A 14,066-nucleotide genomic window follows, 5' to 3' on the forward strand; every position below is an offset into this window, starting at 1 on the left:
CTGATTACATTCCTTTTATGATATTTTGTCCAAAGCCTCATCGATAAGAACATCACCTGAGACCATCTCGAAAATGGCGTTTGGACCCTTAGCATCATGTAAGGAGGCAACCAAAGTCCGGGCAACGTCTGCTCTTGGAATTTCCCCAGCGGATTCCAGTTCTCTCTTTAACTTGATTTTACCGGTGCCTTCATCATTGTTCAATGTGCCCGGTCTAACTATGGTATAATGGAGCCCACTATTTTTCAGATACTCGTCCGCATTGTGTTTCGCCTTGAGGTAATCCTTTAGCTGATCGGCTTTTTCAGGATGCCCTGCCCCGATAGAACTTAGCATCACAAACTTTTTTATACCTGCTTTCTTACTGGCATCAATAAGCCGCTTAGCACCTTCTTGATCGACCTCGACCACTTTCTCTCCCCCGGAACCGGCCGCAAAGATTACCTTATCAATATTTTTCACAGCCTGTGATAGGTCATCCTCAAGATTGGCCACTACCGTTTTTACATCCTGACTTTTGAAAAAGTCTACTTGTTCATTCACCCTGACCATCGCAATCGGTTCGAAATCTTCCGAATTCTTTAAAATCTTTATTATTTTCTGCCCTGTGGTGCCATGTGCACCAGCTACTAATATATTTTCCATATCTTCTTATTATTATTTGGCACTAAATTTAGGGCTATTGCTTATGATTTTGTAATGCAAACCACTTTAAGATCGACGGATATGGACGTGAAAGATCCACTGCGTAAATATCTCGACAAAAACACACACCTAACTGGTAGAATCGAACTCCCAATCCCTTGCGGGGAAGTTTATAGAGCGAATTTTACCAATTACTTAAAGCAAACCCGACTTTCATGCCAGATGAATATCTTTGCCAACTTAAAACTAGCCAAAACATGTTTTCTTCCAAGAAAAAGTTTCTATCCCTACTATTTTGCAGCTTCTATGCCATAACGAATGCTCAACTCGTCAATATCGAGTCTAAACGCATGCAAAAGGATTCGGTTCGCTTTGCGCTTAAAAGCGATGTACTATTCGATTATACGGACAATAACGGGGATTATATTATCGAGATAGGCACAAACCTGACCACTCAATTGAAGTCTAAAGATTTGAAGAAGATTTTGTTTTTTATCGGCAACTACGATTTGATCCGGAGTAAGGAACAGGATTTTCAGAATTCATGGTTCTTTCATTTGCGCTACAACCAGAAGCTATCCAATCTGTTCCGTTTGGAAGGCTTTCTACAAAATCAGAACAACACCCTGCTGACCATTACCTCCAGAAATCTCATCGGTGCGGGCGTTCGGCTAAAAGTTGTTTCTACCGAGTCTACCAAGTTGTATTTGGGCAATGCCTATATGTACGAAATTGAGAAAAATGATGCTACAAACGAACGTTTTTTCAATCACCGCAACAGCAGCTATTTATCGCTATCGCACGCCTTTGAAAAAATCAAACTCGATCTAACCGGAACAGTTTATTTCCAGCCTCTATACGACGATATCGGCAACCATCGCATTCTCAATCAAATAAAGGCGGAACTACCCATCTCGAAAATCGTTAGTCTTTCGGCCCTTTATAATTATTTTTATAGTAGTTTTTCGACCACAACGGCTATCGACCGGTCTTCGAAATTGAGCGTTGGACTTACTTTTGGTATTTGAAACGTATTTGTAGTTATGAATCAACTATCCCCACAATTTGTTTTCGAAGGAGTATCCAGCGTACAACGCCACTTTCGGCTTCCCATACTTCAATAATTCGTAGTGCTATTTTAACCATCATCGAAGGGTCCTTAGAGCGAAGGTCTATTTTTCAAATGCATAACCGCTCTTACGTACGGAAAAGCCTATTTTTACCATCTATTCTTTCTATCATTTATGGATTTACTAACGGCATTAACATTTGTATCTTCGATCTCATTTCTATGTTTTGGAGCCGCCTGTCTATTTGATGCACGCATGAAAGATGAATTCATTCGGTACGGACTGGCGGACCAGAGAAGGCTGACGGGATTTCTTCAAATTTTTGGGGGAATAGGGCTATTGACAGGATGGCTATTTTCTTCCCTACTGGCCCTTTTCTCATGCTTAGGCCTCACCCTGTTAATGGTTTTAGGTTTCGGGGTGCGAATCAAGATTAAAGATACGTGGCTACAAGCCATACCTTCGTTAATCTATGCTTTACTTAATGCCTATTTAGCTATAAAATACTTTTCTATACCCTGATTTAAGATAGGTAGATTAGGACCAAACACAGTATCAAAAAAAGAAAGGCAGGAAACGATTTTATCAAGGGGTCCTTGATTTTCAGGTGCATGATTATGGAGCCTAGAAGCAGAATCGCCAACGCAATTGCTGCCGGTTTAATTAAGAAGGGATAAAATATGCCGGCCAGTAAAACAAGGGAGAGGCTTACCTTTAAAAACCCTACGACGTAACACATCCAAACCGGTAGCCCGTAGACTTGAAATTCCTCAGTCAGGGTTGTGGCGTTGCCTCCCCTCCAGCGTGTGGGTTTTTTGTTCTGTAGGAGCCAAACGTTCAATAAACTCAATCCAACAATCAGTTGGAGTATAATTCTTACATATTCCATAACCTATTTTTGTTTAAAGTTAATGAACTCATTTCAATTTATTGTTTGGAACCGAAAATATTGGCTTTTGACGTCAGATAAGGTCAGTTTTTAACAGTATAACAGGGCCATGGTTATCAAAATGAGGAAATAAGCTATCAAAATGTGATATTCGTAGGTAAAAGAAAAAGTCAATATGAGTTCGATAGTAAGAGAAGTATTAGCATCGTTTTATGGAAGAAGTTTTGACGGTGTTCCTTTTCTCTTTCAAGCCTTATTCTTAACCTTTGTACTTCTATGAAACATCTACATTACAAACTCTACAAACCTTTTGGAATGCTGAGTCAACTCTATTCGAACGATGCGAGGCAGAACCGTAAAAAGCGTTTTTTGACGGAACTCCGTGATTTTCCGGACGGTATTATGCCCATAGGCCGATTGGACGAAAAATCGGAAGGTCTTCTTTTAATGACGACGGATGGAAAAATCAGTTATGCCATCAATCGCAACGGAGTGGAGAAGGAATACTACGCGCAACTTGACGGAGAAATATCCGATGAGGCCATTGCGTTGTTGTCCAATGGTATTGATATCGGACTTCAAGGTACAACCTATGCCACAAGACCTTGCGTTACACATCGATTGAGTGCAAATCCCCAACTTCCAGAACCGAATGCTACTTTGCGATTAGGTCGCCACCGCCCAACGTCTTGGATTTCAATCGCCCTAACGGAAGGCAAGTTCCGCCAAGTACGCAAGATGACCGCTGCAGTAGGTTATCCAACCTTGCGACTGGTGCGCGTGCGGGTGGGTACGATTTCAATAGATAATTTGGTACCGAGAGAGGTGAAAATGGTAACGCAAACTCAAATCGATGCTGTGGTGCAATCGATTTGAAAGCTACTTAACACCGGCGTAAATACTATATGCGCTTCACACGAACGGCATTCATGCCTTTCATACCTTTCTCGAGCTCAAAGGAGACAGCGTTGCCTTCGTCGATTTCGTCAATAAGACCACTTACGTGTACGAAATATTTCTCGTTGTTTTCGGAATCGATGATAAAGCCGAACCCTTTGTTAAAGTCGTAGAATGAAACTTTACCGTTTCTTACCGGGTCAAACTTTTCTTCGTCGCCTTCTTCCTTTTTGGGTATTCCCAGTATGATGTCGTCCGCATCTACTTTCACCTTTTTAGCGGGATCGGGTGGGGTGTCAACCAGGTTGCCCATGTGATCTACATAGGCAAAAGGTATACCTCCGCCACTATCTTTATCCGCCTTACGGGCTTCTTTTTTCTTCTGTTTTTCTTCACGCTTTTTCAAGCGTTTTTTTTCTTTTTCAGTTTTACTATACGTCTGCTGCGATTTAGCCATTCTTTATTTTATCCTTTTAAAATTTAGGAGGATAAGGTATGTATTTTATTTGATCCCCACTACAATAATCGGCCTTTTAGTCGTTTTTCTATTTTTTGCTTGATGGCGGTCAGGCGTTTCATCACGTCCATCAGCTGTTTGTCTTTCGTTTTCTTATACTCTTCATTGATCGATAAAATCAATTGCTTTGCCTCCCTTGCGGCGTTTACACGGTCACTGGTTGTCAATCCGGACCATTTTCTGTTTTCAAAATTGGAAGCTCTCTCTAATATCTCCATAGTACATAAAAATTTATAATAAAACTACTGATTTTCAATTTGCACTGTTTTAGCCGTGCTCAAAGAGAATATAATAATAATACAAAATTTGGAGATAAAAAATTCTGTTTATTGTTTTTAACAATAGTTTAAACAATAAACCCTCATCCAACGCGGATAAGGGTTCTTTTTCCATTATAATAATAGGATACCTATTTTTTCAAAGAAATATCCTCTTTACTACCATTAGGATAGGCCAATTCAGCTACGGTATCGCAACTGCCGTCGCCAAAATCTACGGATACTTCGAGGCCATTTTTGTTCAACAGCATGAGTCCCTTTCCAACATAATCACAACCGAAATTGGCTTCAAGCAGCTTGGGAACGCTTACAGCATAGGTATTGCCATCGGCCTTTAGGGTCCAATCACCCTCTAGAGTAAGCATTCCATCGCCGAATTGCTCGCCAAAAACGATGGCAAAGGTCTTGCTTCCCTTTTCGGAGATGACCCCACCATCGGCCATGGTGATCGTCATGTCACTAACGACATCAAAAACGATTGAATTTTCCTGTTCCAAATCGAACGCGAAACTTCGGGTACCGTCAATACCGATTTTGCCGACCATTAAATGGTCGAAATTTACGGCATAGGCGTAAGATTCTCCTTCCTTTCCATATACTACGGATAAGGAACCGTTTAAGATTTCCCCATTTTCTTCTACACTGCAATTATCAAAGGAGACAGAATAACCGGTTTCGGAATACACCGCTTGATAACAAGCGTCGACTTTTGCACTTTTCCCGGTTTTATTAGTATTGAACAAATCACGTACGATATTGTCGGCGGCACTGGAAACTTCATCGATTTCCAAAACCGTCTTCACTTCGGCCTGCGATAGCTCCGTCTCCTGTTCTACCGCGTCTTTATCATCTTTACTACAACTGTAAACGACCAATACCATACTGCCTAACAGTAAAAACTTTCCGATTGGGTTACTTACTTTTTTCATATTTAAAACATTTGGGTTTATATTGTATAAACGTAATGGCCAAGACTTTAGTGTTTGATTACCGTTTATTCGACAAACGGTAGTCCCATCGTTTTGTTTAAAATTCCACCAATTTTAAAAATAGAATATACTTTTTAAGATTTCGCTACGTTGTAGAATCGTATACGATATTCTATATTTACAACATGTCAAATAAGACCAACGTTAGGGACAAGGTTCGGGAACATCTTTTGGAACAAATGCAGGAGGGCAATCTAGAGGCCGGACAAAGTATAAGTTTGGCGGCCCTGGCCAGAAAGCTAAAGGTCAGTGTCACCCCAGTAAGAGAGGCGCTTACCCAATTACAGCAATCACAAATCGTTCAAGCCATACCCAATCGCGGTTTCAGTATTGCGAAGGTAAACCCCGAGGAGGCCAAAAACCTGTATGAACTCGTAGCCCATCTAGAACTGCTTGCTTTAGAGGAATCTACCTTCGATGAAGCGGCCATAGAAAGGCTGAAGAACCAGCGTGATGTGGTGGCCAAGGCCGAGGATTCCCTAGAACGGGTCAATGCATATATGGAATTCCATCGTTTATTGACCGATAACTATAACAATTCTGTGGTTCAACAGATTTTAACCGATCTCAAGACCCGTGTCTTTTTTTATGAGAGGGCATTTATGGCCAATGACTCCTTCCATTACAATTCTAATGCCCAACACGACGCCATTATTTCCGCCATTGAAGAGGATAATATTCCCTCTGCATCCCTTTTTCTTAAAATGAATTGGATGCTCATTCAGAGTTATATCGAGAAGCAGTTGGTGGTGTTGTAGGGAAAATGCCAAACTTTAAATGCCTCCCAAAATTTCGGGATTAAATCCATCTGCAAACATGGCGGCTCAAGATGAAACCCGCTTTATCGTATTAGGAGAAGGAATACACTTCAATATAGCATGAAGAATACACTTCAACCCTAATGTCATAATGAATGAAGTTGGTAATCCATACAGTTGTACTCCGGGTAGTCGGCGGCAGGGAAGACATGTGCTAAAGGCATGAACATATAAGCTCATTTATTTTTCTTGGAAATTGTAGCTATAAATTGCCGAATGGGCAGGGGTAGGTTCTTTTCGTCATAACGGGCCTCGTGTTCTTCTTCGCCGTCGATCAGTTTGAGGTGGTATTGGAAACCATCCCTTAACGCGGTGTTTACTGATTTCTGTTTACCTTCGAAGGCCTCAAAAAGGCTTTCTTTTGTTTTATCTTTCAAATGGATATCTCCTTTATATTCTTTGGGAATACCCGTAAAACCGCCTTCTATCAAAATTTCGTATTTCATCTTTCTTGTTCCGTATTTCTTAATTGTTAGCCGGAAGGATGGTTTTTAACTTCCCAATGCGCCCTTCCTATTTCTAATTTCATGGTTCCTCAAGCTATAATTGGGGTAAGTCCGACTTTAGAAAAACTTTTGGCAATGGCATCTACGGCCGTGTCGGATACTTTTTTCTCTTGGGTCAATCGTTGTGCGGTAGCTATCGTGGTCTCCAACATATCATTAAAATTGGCAGTCCGCCACAGCGCTTTTAAGGTGTCGAACCAAATCAACGCACATTCGTCAATTCCGATTTCTAGACAACTGAGATAAAATGCCTTATTGGGAATACCTGAATTGATATGGACTCCTTGATTATCGGAGGATCCTGAATAATAATTGTCCATGTGATCGGGTTGGGTGTCAAATTCGTTGGCGGTACCGGGCGCCTTCATCGACCGGATGGCCACCCCCGGAAAACCCTCGCTTACCACGGAATCTCCGATAAGCCAGTCCGCTTCAGAAATATCCTGTTTTAAGTATTTTTGCTTGATTACCGTACCGAATACATCCGAAAAATGCTCGTTCAAGGCACCCGGTTGGCTTTGATATTCCAGATTGGATAAAAATTGGGTCACCCCGTGCGCCAGTTCATGTGCCACTACATCGATGGCACTGGCGAAATCGGTAAACTCCTTACCATCACCGTCACCATAGGTCATTTCATCGCCGTCCCAAAAGGCATTGTTGTAGGCTTCGCCATAGTGTATGTTGGAGATAATATCGAGTCCGTTTCCATCGATGGAATCCAATCCGAACGTATCCTTAAAATAGTCCCGGACAAAGCCAGAGGTCTCATAGGCCTTGTTCGCCGTTTCGTCTTGTGTAGCGACATCACCTTCTTTACGTACCAAGACCAGCCTTTGTTCGTTTTTATTCTGGGAATCGTATATAAAACGCTCGCTATTCCCGTCTTCGAATTCCCGGACCAGAAGATTGTTGAGGATGGTACGCCGCCTTTCCAAAAAACGTTTGGAATCGTTAAGCGCCTGCTTACAACTAATATTTCCACGTTTGGCGAGTTCTTCTAGTATATGTGGCGGTACGATAAAGCAGTAATGTTTGTTACACATGGGAAATGGGTTAAAAGGTTACTGGCAAATCGGTTCGGGGTTTTGGCCGATTAACATTGGATTTTTACTAAAATTACACTTCTTTAGGAACGAATGCCAATTTAATCGCGTTAACGCTTTGCTAAAATTGAGGTGTTCTTTGAAGGGCTGCTTTATCAGCAGGATTTGAACAAAAGGTCTTCGAATAGGATACTATCCACAAAAAAAGCTCCCGTTACGGGAGCCCTCTTCTATTCATCGTTTGTTGTGTTATCCCGGTCTTAGCGGACCGGCACCCAGCCTTGTTCTATTTTGCCAGTTTGGCCTTTAAAAATAGCTCTGCTGCCAAGGTTGTGTTAGGTCATCTTTTAATGACCATCTGTTTCGTGAACTTGTTCCCGTTGTTATCCTCTGAATGTATAAAATACAGACCCTCTGATAACATCGATACATCGATGGGGTATCGGCCATCGGAAGGAACTACTTTCGGGTTCAACGTTTTCAACAATCTTCCGCCCCGGTCAAAAATTTGGATAACCGCTAACACGACCTCATTGGCAAAGCCCAAAGTAATCTCTGAAGAAGCGGGATTGGGAAACAATACGAGTACATTGTCTTCCACTGAAGGACTACCACCCGGCCCTGTCGCCTCGATAACGGTAATTGCTACCGTATCGGTTGATGTCTGGCCCTGCGCATCCTCTACCGTAAGGGTAGCCGTGTAGACCCCTACTTCGGTATAGGTATGGCTAACCGTCGCGCCGGATACATTGGGACTACCATCTCCGAAATCCCACATATAGCTGGTTATTTCCTGGTCATCGGCCGAGTCGCTACCATCGAAGTCCACTTTCAATGGCCCCTCCCCTTCCATTGGGGTCGCGTTCGCTATCGCTACCGGTTTTCCGGTGTTGTCAACGATCCAACTGAACTCCGTGGTGCCGGGATTATCCGGTAGGCTTGGATCGGTAACGCTAACCATTACCTGATACGGACTTTCACCGGAGGCACCCGCAACGATCGTACCGGTAATCAGACCGGTAGTGGCATCGATAGCTAAGTCTTCAGGTAGGCCGCTGGCACTGTACATCGAACCTTCGCCCGTACCGGACGCCTCTATCTGTAGGGAGATGACATCGCCCTCGGCGTTGTATTGTGTTGCCGGTTTGGTAACCGTCGGTGCCGACACCCCACTTCTTAAAATGATATCGAGCGTGGAATTCGCACCATAGTTTATGGTCAGCACCGCTTCGGCCCCTTCGCCATCGCCGTTTAAGGCAACTGTCACGGCTCGTGAATCTTGGCCGTCCAACAAGGCATTTTCCAATACCCCATCGGTAATACTAAAGTTGGCGGCATCAGCCCCGGTAATTTCCATGGAACGGATAATGATACCCACATTTCCGCCCGATACGTCCAGATTGAATTCCTGTGATGCGCCTACCCCAACGGCAACTTCCTCAGGGGCGGTTAGCGTGCTTGCCGTACTCGGTGTGCCCACAGGATTGTCCAAGCCCAGATATTCCATGTTTTTTTGGTTGCCCCCGCCCCGCTGTGGGGAACCCGCGGTAACATAAATACCGTTGCCGGAAACAATGGCCTGGGTGCCGTGTCTTTCGCTGTTCAGATCGGCCAGGCGCGTCCATTGCTGGGTCGCAGGGTCGTATTGCTCCGTAATTTTTAGGGCATCATCTACTATTTCACCGTAGACCTGTTGATTCTCGACTTCGCCGCCGATGACCACTAGTTTATTGTTAAAACTGGCCACGGCAGCTGCGCCTCTCGGGGTCGGGATATTCTGATCCGTTGGAAGGGTACTCCATGTATTGGTCGTGAAATCGTATACATCGACCTCGGCGATGGTAGGACTGAACGTGCCCCCGTCCCCGCCGGAAAGACGTCCCCCGGCCAAATACATTTTGTCGCCGATAAGGCCGGCATGAAAATGGTCCCTCGCCCTTGGGGCATCCGCCAATGGCGTCCATATACCCGTCGCGGGATCGTATTCGTCGAACCAGGCGACATAACCGCCATCATGGCCTTTGGTATTCCCTCCCGAGATATAGAATTTATCATTGTGGACGACCAGACCGGTGGATCCCCTTCTTCGGTCTTCCGGTATTTCGGGACCTTGAATCCATTCTTCGCTGACCGGATCGAACGCCCATATATTGTCCGCCGGGGCCTCGTTCGGGAAAACATTGGTCTTAAAGGCACCGATTACCCAGATCAACCCCTTATATTCCGTGGCCTGAAAATGGTTAAATTCCACTGGGGGGGAGTCCGGAATCTGCGTCCAAGTATTCGCCGTATAGTCATAGACATCGATGGTCTTGGCGTTCTCGCGCCCGCCCATTAGATAGAACTTGTCGCCTGCCTGTACGAACGAACATTCGTGGCGGGCGGTATAGTTTTCGGCTTCATCCTTATTGTTCCAGATCAATTCGGCTACAGTCCATGTAAATGCTATGGTGACCGTTTCCGACCCGGGTTGGGAGACCTCGACAACGACGTTATGAACGCCATCGGTGTTAGCACCCCCCTGAAGGGCCTGCTGTGTGATGGTACCAAATATCTGCCCGTTGGTCGGTTCGATACCGATGCCGTCCGGTTGCCCTGAAATGGCATACGTGAAATTGTTGGAATTTCCGCCACTGGCGCCTACGGCCAATTCGGACATATCGCCCACTTGGCTAAATTGATCGGCTATCGGCTGCACCGTAAACTGTCCGTTATCGGCACCGGCGCCCAATACTTCCAAGGCCTGCAAAACCGGGTTCTCTGCCCCGGCATGATTAAACAGCACGTTCAGTTCCCCATCGGCTACGGTCACATTGTACGAAATCATTCCGGCATGGAATTCGGTATCCGTAGCGTTTCCAAAGAGTTCCACCACGTCTATATCATCACCTTTCAACTCGCCTTCCAGAAGGATGTCGAAAATCCGGTCCCCCACACCGTTGGCGGGGGCGTAGGCATTACCTGTATAAATATTCACGACGTAATCGCCGTTGGGTACGGGAAGCTTAAATTCCATTTCCTCGCCACTGGAGGTATCGTACCGCTCTTTGGCAAAGAGGGTATTGAAAGTGCTTTCGTCGATATATGCGGGGATGGAGGAGTGCCTGTTCGCATATTGGAATTCATTGGTAAAGGCGGGTACCGTACCCGTATTTACGGAATAGCCCGTTCCATTGACCGGGCCGTTGCCTAAATTGGCCTCCCAATTTTTCTTGCCGTCGGTGGCAGTGACCATAGTACCTCCGGCATTGATCCTTGCGATCACATTGCTGACTGCGGCCCCCTCACCCAAAACGGCGTTCAATGGGACTATGTAAGGGGAATTGGCACCTGTATGTTCGATGACCAGATTGGCGGTCTTGGCACCATCAACGCTGTTCGGGGTAAACTTTAAGGAAAGATTTTTGCTCGTTCCAGGGCCGATGTTCAAAGGTAGGGTCGCGACACTTTCAAAAAGAGCGGCATCCGTGCCGGTTATTGAGATAGCGGTAACTTCAACGGCCCCAGCGGAGGGTCCGCCTTCGTTGGTCAGGGAAGGCACCAACTGTACCTGACCGGATCCCGCGGCCAAGTTTCCAAAATCCACAGGGTCTTCTGAAAGCGCAAGATTAGCTTCGCTGTCACTGATGATGTTTAAAAAGTCCCAAGTGGCGAAGAATTCGGGACCAGGTCCTGCGGAGGTAGCTATCAATCCGACCGCCAAGCCTTGGTTGTCGTTAGCATCTAAAAAACCGGTCGGCAAAGCAACTGGATTTCCCAAGGCAATCACGTTTTCACCTCCGTCGATGGAATAATAGGGTTGTGCCATGTTGGCCGCGGGATTTACATTGATATAAACATCTACCCCTGCTCCTTCAAGAACACCAGGTACATCATATGTTTGGGAGGAAAGATTCAGAGGGCCGTCTTCCAACAAGACCTCAAAACCATAGATATTGTCCGTATTGTTTGTGCCTTCCGTAATAGCGACTTTCAAATAGTTATCTTGATCACCGGAGCCGATATACATGCCAATGGAAAGGCCGGTAACCGGGGTTACGTTGGCAAAAGGGTCCTCGATTTTTGCATGTGCGGTAAAAGGGTCGGAATTGCTATCTACATTAATACCTACTTGAAATGCATTTTCCTGCGTGTTTGCAGTGCCCCTGGCATCACCTTCACTTATGGCATCGACCGTGGCCTTGCCACCTGCACCACCGAAGGTAAGATTGTTGGCATCAAATTGGTCCAAATAATCCGTATTGCCACTGGGGTCTAGCATCAGCCCCGTAAAACCAAGACCAAATAGGCCGGTTCCGGGATCGTTGTTCCAAAACGGGTATACGATGGGAAGATTGGTAGTAGTACCATTATCTGGATCCACGGCGAAGGTATCCTGTACATCAAGAATACCGTCATTATCATCATCGGGGTCGAGCAGATCGGATATCTGGTCTCCATCATTATCGGTGGGCTTGCTTCCACCCGAACAGATATCCGTTCCGTTGGCAACCTCGTCGTCATTGGTATAGCCGTCGGAATCATAATCTTCCGTACCGACATAGCCCGGTTCGTTAGGTTGGATACAGCCCGCAAAATCGGCGGGTTCGAACACGGTTATGTTCTTTGCGCCGTAAGTAGCGGCCCATATAGTTCCCGGAAAAGGATCCGTATCGCCCTGTGCGATAACATCAAGTGGCTGAGATCCGAATCCGGACAGGAAATTATTGTTTTTGCCGACCAGTCCGGTGCCGCTGGCATCGAGTTGATACCTATTTATATATCCTTGGTTCGCATAGGAAGCGGTCAGGATATCGCCTTGCATAGCCCCGTTGAAATTACTGGCGGTGTATTCACAAATACCGTTGGTGGAGAAATTAACTACGTCAAGGATATTAACCCGCGGATCGTTCTCGGCATTGGCAAGATATTCGCCCTGCCGCGGATCATTCGGAAAATCAGAGATGTTAAAGCTGGAGTTAAAATATCCTGATACTCCGACCAACAACTCCCCGAAATTAAAGTCGGAAGTTTCCTCCCACTGGGCATTGTTACCTTGGGTTACAAAGGAGTATACCTTTACACCGGCCCGCGACGGAAATGCCCGGGTCGGTACAGGATGCCCCCCGTAATAGGTGCCGTTCGGATCGTTTATAGTACCTACGTAGTGCAAGGCATCACCATGGGCGCCACTATTCGCCTCGTTAAAATCGTTTTTAACATAATCTCCGGCGGAAGCATTATAGTTTCCGGTTTTTGGATTGTCATTACTATCGTAAATCACGGGTGTTCCGCCCCAGTTCGTATTAGGGCCGTTGTCACTAGTATATATTCGTCCTTCGGAAGCGACCACTACATCGTAACCATTGCGATATCCGGGAGAAAAGATTTGAACTGGACCGCCCGGTTCCGTAAATGCTTGGTTCAAACTATTGTTTCCGCCGAAAGGATCACCGACATCAATGGTAGCAGTGAACAAGGGATGGCCTGCTTTGTAGGGAAAATTGGGACTTGCATTGGTTATATCGGGACGATCAGGATCATTGAGCGTAGGCAAATCGTAAATATATTGCGTGGTGCCTTGTCGGGTATCTACATACGGGCCACCGTTGGCGGCTTCCATTTGCTCTAATTGGGTCAGGTTGATTATGAGCATTGAGGCGGACAGAAAGGTTTCCGAAGTACCTGCAAAATTGTTGCTAGGTGCGCCTTTGTTGGCGTTGCCCCCCTGCTGAAGCAAAAGATAGGTATTGCCGCCGCGTTCAAATATATCCATACCGTTGGTGGAGTGGTTTTCCTCGCACCGGGGAAGGCCCCTAACGAGGTCGACCTTGTCCCAGGCACTTCCGGTCCAGGTCAAGCGGGAAAGTATCCCCGAACTGGTATCCAAATTGGAATCCCCCTTGCTGGGACCACCGCCGATTCTCGAATCCGAAGAGCTTACGTACAAAACAGGAGTTTCAGCCGTTCCGGTAGCCAAAAGGCCCGTCACCTGACGTGTTTTTATTGTATTTATAGAACCGTCATCATTGTGGTTCGGCACCCCGGTCTTTATAATATTAATGGTTTTTGAATCGCTAATGGAATAGGTACCCTGCCCGGCATCGGCACCGTCACGGGAAACGGTATATTCGAAAAGGGTGCCGTCTTGCTGAGAAACATACAGTTTGCCGTTGGGTCCGAAATCCAATGAGGTAGGGTTAACCAGGTTTACGCCATCCAGCCCAGAAGCACTGAAACTTTGGGCATAGGTAAAGCCTGAAAGACAAAAGGAAACGACCAAGCATGAGAATAGGCTCCCTAAAGAGTAAGCATTTTTCATAAAGCAAATTTTAAATCAGAAAAAAAAGGTCGGCCTGGTAGTGATGGCAAAATTAAACTTATTTGAGTAAATCGGTAATGGATTCCGTTAAAATCGTTCATTTCCAGCTT

At 45.5% G+C, this 14,066-nt stretch carries 12 protein-coding genes; 4 read left to right on the forward strand and 8 right to left on the reverse strand.

Going from position 1 to position 14,066, the window contains the following annotated elements; translation table 11 throughout:
- Nucleotides 1–15: 15 nt before the first annotated feature.
- Nucleotides 16–645, reverse strand: a complete 630-nt coding sequence (locus tag BLT07_RS09200; RefSeq protein ID WP_091867956.1) for an SDR family oxidoreductase — start codon at nucleotides 643–645, stop codon at nucleotides 16–18.
- 257 nt (nucleotides 646–902) lie between these two features.
- Here BLT07_RS09200 and BLT07_RS09205 point away from each other — a divergent pair, with 257 nt between their 5' ends.
- Together BLT07_RS09205 and BLT07_RS21705 are read left to right on the forward strand one after the other, a co-directional pair.
- Nucleotides 903–1,673 carry a DUF481 domain-containing protein gene (locus tag BLT07_RS09205; protein WP_175455290.1) on the forward strand — a complete coding sequence of 257 codons (771 nt, stop codon included), beginning with the start codon at nucleotides 903–905 and terminating at the stop codon, nucleotides 1,671–1,673.
- A 216-nt stretch (nucleotides 1,674–1,889) separates the two neighbouring features.
- Entirely contained in the window at nucleotides 1,890–2,237 is a 348-nt protein-coding gene (locus tag BLT07_RS21705; protein ID WP_091867960.1) for a DoxX family protein, read from the forward strand.
- Between the two features lies 1 nt (nucleotide 2,238).
- Here the strand turns inward: BLT07_RS21705 and BLT07_RS09215 are convergent, their stop codons facing one another.
- Nucleotides 2,239–2,604 carry a DoxX family protein gene (locus tag BLT07_RS09215; protein WP_091867961.1) on the reverse strand — a complete coding sequence of 122 codons (366 nt, stop codon included), beginning with the start codon at nucleotides 2,602–2,604 and terminating at the stop codon, nucleotides 2,239–2,241.
- 276 nt (nucleotides 2,605–2,880) lie between these two features.
- On the opposite strand from BLT07_RS09215, the gene BLT07_RS09220 reads away from it, so the two are divergent.
- A complete protein-coding gene (locus BLT07_RS09220) occupies nucleotides 2,881–3,480 on the forward strand; it encodes a pseudouridine synthase (RefSeq protein WP_091867963.1) in 600 nt (199 codons plus the stop codon).
- Nucleotides 3,481–3,505: 25 nt separating this feature from the next.
- Here the strand turns inward: BLT07_RS09220 and BLT07_RS09225 are convergent, their stop codons facing one another.
- From BLT07_RS09225 to BLT07_RS09235, 3 genes are all read right to left on the reverse strand, one after another.
- Nucleotides 3,506–3,958, reverse strand: a complete 453-nt coding sequence (locus tag BLT07_RS09225) for a cold-shock protein (RefSeq protein ID WP_091867965.1) — start codon at nucleotides 3,956–3,958, stop codon at nucleotides 3,506–3,508.
- Nucleotides 3,959–4,017: 59 nt separating this feature from the next.
- Nucleotides 4,018–4,236, reverse strand: a complete 219-nt coding sequence (locus BLT07_RS09230) for a hypothetical protein (protein WP_091867967.1) — start codon at nucleotides 4,234–4,236, stop codon at nucleotides 4,018–4,020.
- A 191-nt stretch (nucleotides 4,237–4,427) separates the two neighbouring features.
- Complete coding sequence (locus BLT07_RS09235; RefSeq protein WP_091867969.1) at nucleotides 4,428–5,225, reverse strand: hypothetical protein; 798 nt, start codon at nucleotides 5,223–5,225, stop codon at nucleotides 4,428–4,430.
- Nucleotides 5,226–5,410: 185 nt separating this feature from the next.
- On the opposite strand from BLT07_RS09235, the gene BLT07_RS09240 reads away from it, so the two are divergent.
- Entirely contained in the window at nucleotides 5,411–6,043 is a 633-nt protein-coding gene (locus BLT07_RS09240; protein ID WP_091867970.1) for a GntR family transcriptional regulator, read from the forward strand.
- A 236-nt stretch (nucleotides 6,044–6,279) separates the two neighbouring features.
- Here BLT07_RS09240 and BLT07_RS09245 read toward each other — a convergent pair whose 3' ends face one another.
- The 3 genes from BLT07_RS09245 to BLT07_RS09255 all read right to left on the reverse strand — a co-directional run bounded on the left by BLT07_RS09245 (nucleotide 6,280) and on the right by BLT07_RS09255 (nucleotide 13,956).
- The gene (locus BLT07_RS09245; RefSeq protein WP_091867972.1) at nucleotides 6,280–6,549 is read right to left on the reverse strand and encodes a hypothetical protein; all 270 of its coding nucleotides are present in this window, start codon (nucleotides 6,547–6,549) and stop codon (nucleotides 6,280–6,282) included.
- Between the two features lie 89 nt (nucleotides 6,550–6,638).
- Nucleotides 6,639–7,655 carry a M4 family metallopeptidase gene (locus tag BLT07_RS09250; protein WP_091867974.1) on the reverse strand — a complete coding sequence of 339 codons (1,017 nt, stop codon included), beginning with the start codon at nucleotides 7,653–7,655 and terminating at the stop codon, nucleotides 6,639–6,641.
- A 340-nt stretch (nucleotides 7,656–7,995) separates the two neighbouring features.
- A complete protein-coding gene (locus tag BLT07_RS09255; RefSeq protein ID WP_091867976.1) occupies nucleotides 7,996–13,956 on the reverse strand; it encodes a Kelch repeat-containing protein in 5,961 nt (1,986 codons plus the stop codon).
- Between the last annotated feature and the right edge of the window lie 110 nt (nucleotides 13,957–14,066).

This window comes from Pricia antarctica (genome assembly GCF_900101815.1).
Lineage (GTDB): Bacteria > Bacteroidota > Bacteroidia > Flavobacteriales > Flavobacteriaceae > Pricia > Pricia antarctica.

Bases quoted from the DNA above. Each gene is read 5' to 3' on its own strand.
- BLT07_RS09200 (WP_091867956.1), bottom strand. From the start codon at position 645: ATGGAAAATATATTAGTAGCTGGTGCACATGGCACCACAGGGCAGAAA.
- BLT07_RS09205 (WP_175455290.1), top strand. From the start codon at position 903: ATGTTTTCTTCCAAGAAAAAGTTTCTATCCCTACTATTTTGCAGCTTC.
- BLT07_RS21705 (WP_091867960.1), top strand. From the start codon at position 1,890: ATGGATTTACTAACGGCATTAACATTTGTATCTTCGATCTCATTTCTA.
- BLT07_RS09215 (WP_091867961.1), bottom strand. From the start codon at position 2,604: ATGGAATATGTAAGAATTATACTCCAACTGATTGTTGGATTGAGTTTA.
- BLT07_RS09220 (WP_091867963.1), top strand. From the start codon at position 2,881: ATGAAACATCTACATTACAAACTCTACAAACCTTTTGGAATGCTGAGT.
- BLT07_RS09225 (WP_091867965.1), bottom strand. From the start codon at position 3,958: ATGGCTAAATCGCAGCAGACGTATAGTAAAACTGAAAAAGAAAAAAAA.
- BLT07_RS09230 (WP_091867967.1), bottom strand. From the start codon at position 4,236: ATGGAGATATTAGAGAGAGCTTCCAATTTTGAAAACAGAAAATGGTCC.
- BLT07_RS09235 (WP_091867969.1), bottom strand. From the start codon at position 5,225: ATGAAAAAAGTAAGTAACCCAATCGGAAAGTTTTTACTGTTAGGCAGT.
- BLT07_RS09240 (WP_091867970.1), top strand. From the start codon at position 5,411: ATGTCAAATAAGACCAACGTTAGGGACAAGGTTCGGGAACATCTTTTG.
- BLT07_RS09245 (WP_091867972.1), bottom strand. From the start codon at position 6,549: ATGAAATACGAAATTTTGATAGAAGGCGGTTTTACGGGTATTCCCAAA.
- BLT07_RS09250 (WP_091867974.1), bottom strand. From the start codon at position 7,655: ATGTGTAACAAACATTACTGCTTTATCGTACCGCCACATATACTAGAA.
- BLT07_RS09255 (WP_091867976.1), bottom strand. From the start codon at position 13,956: ATGAAAAATGCTTACTCTTTAGGGAGCCTATTCTCATGCTTGGTCGTT.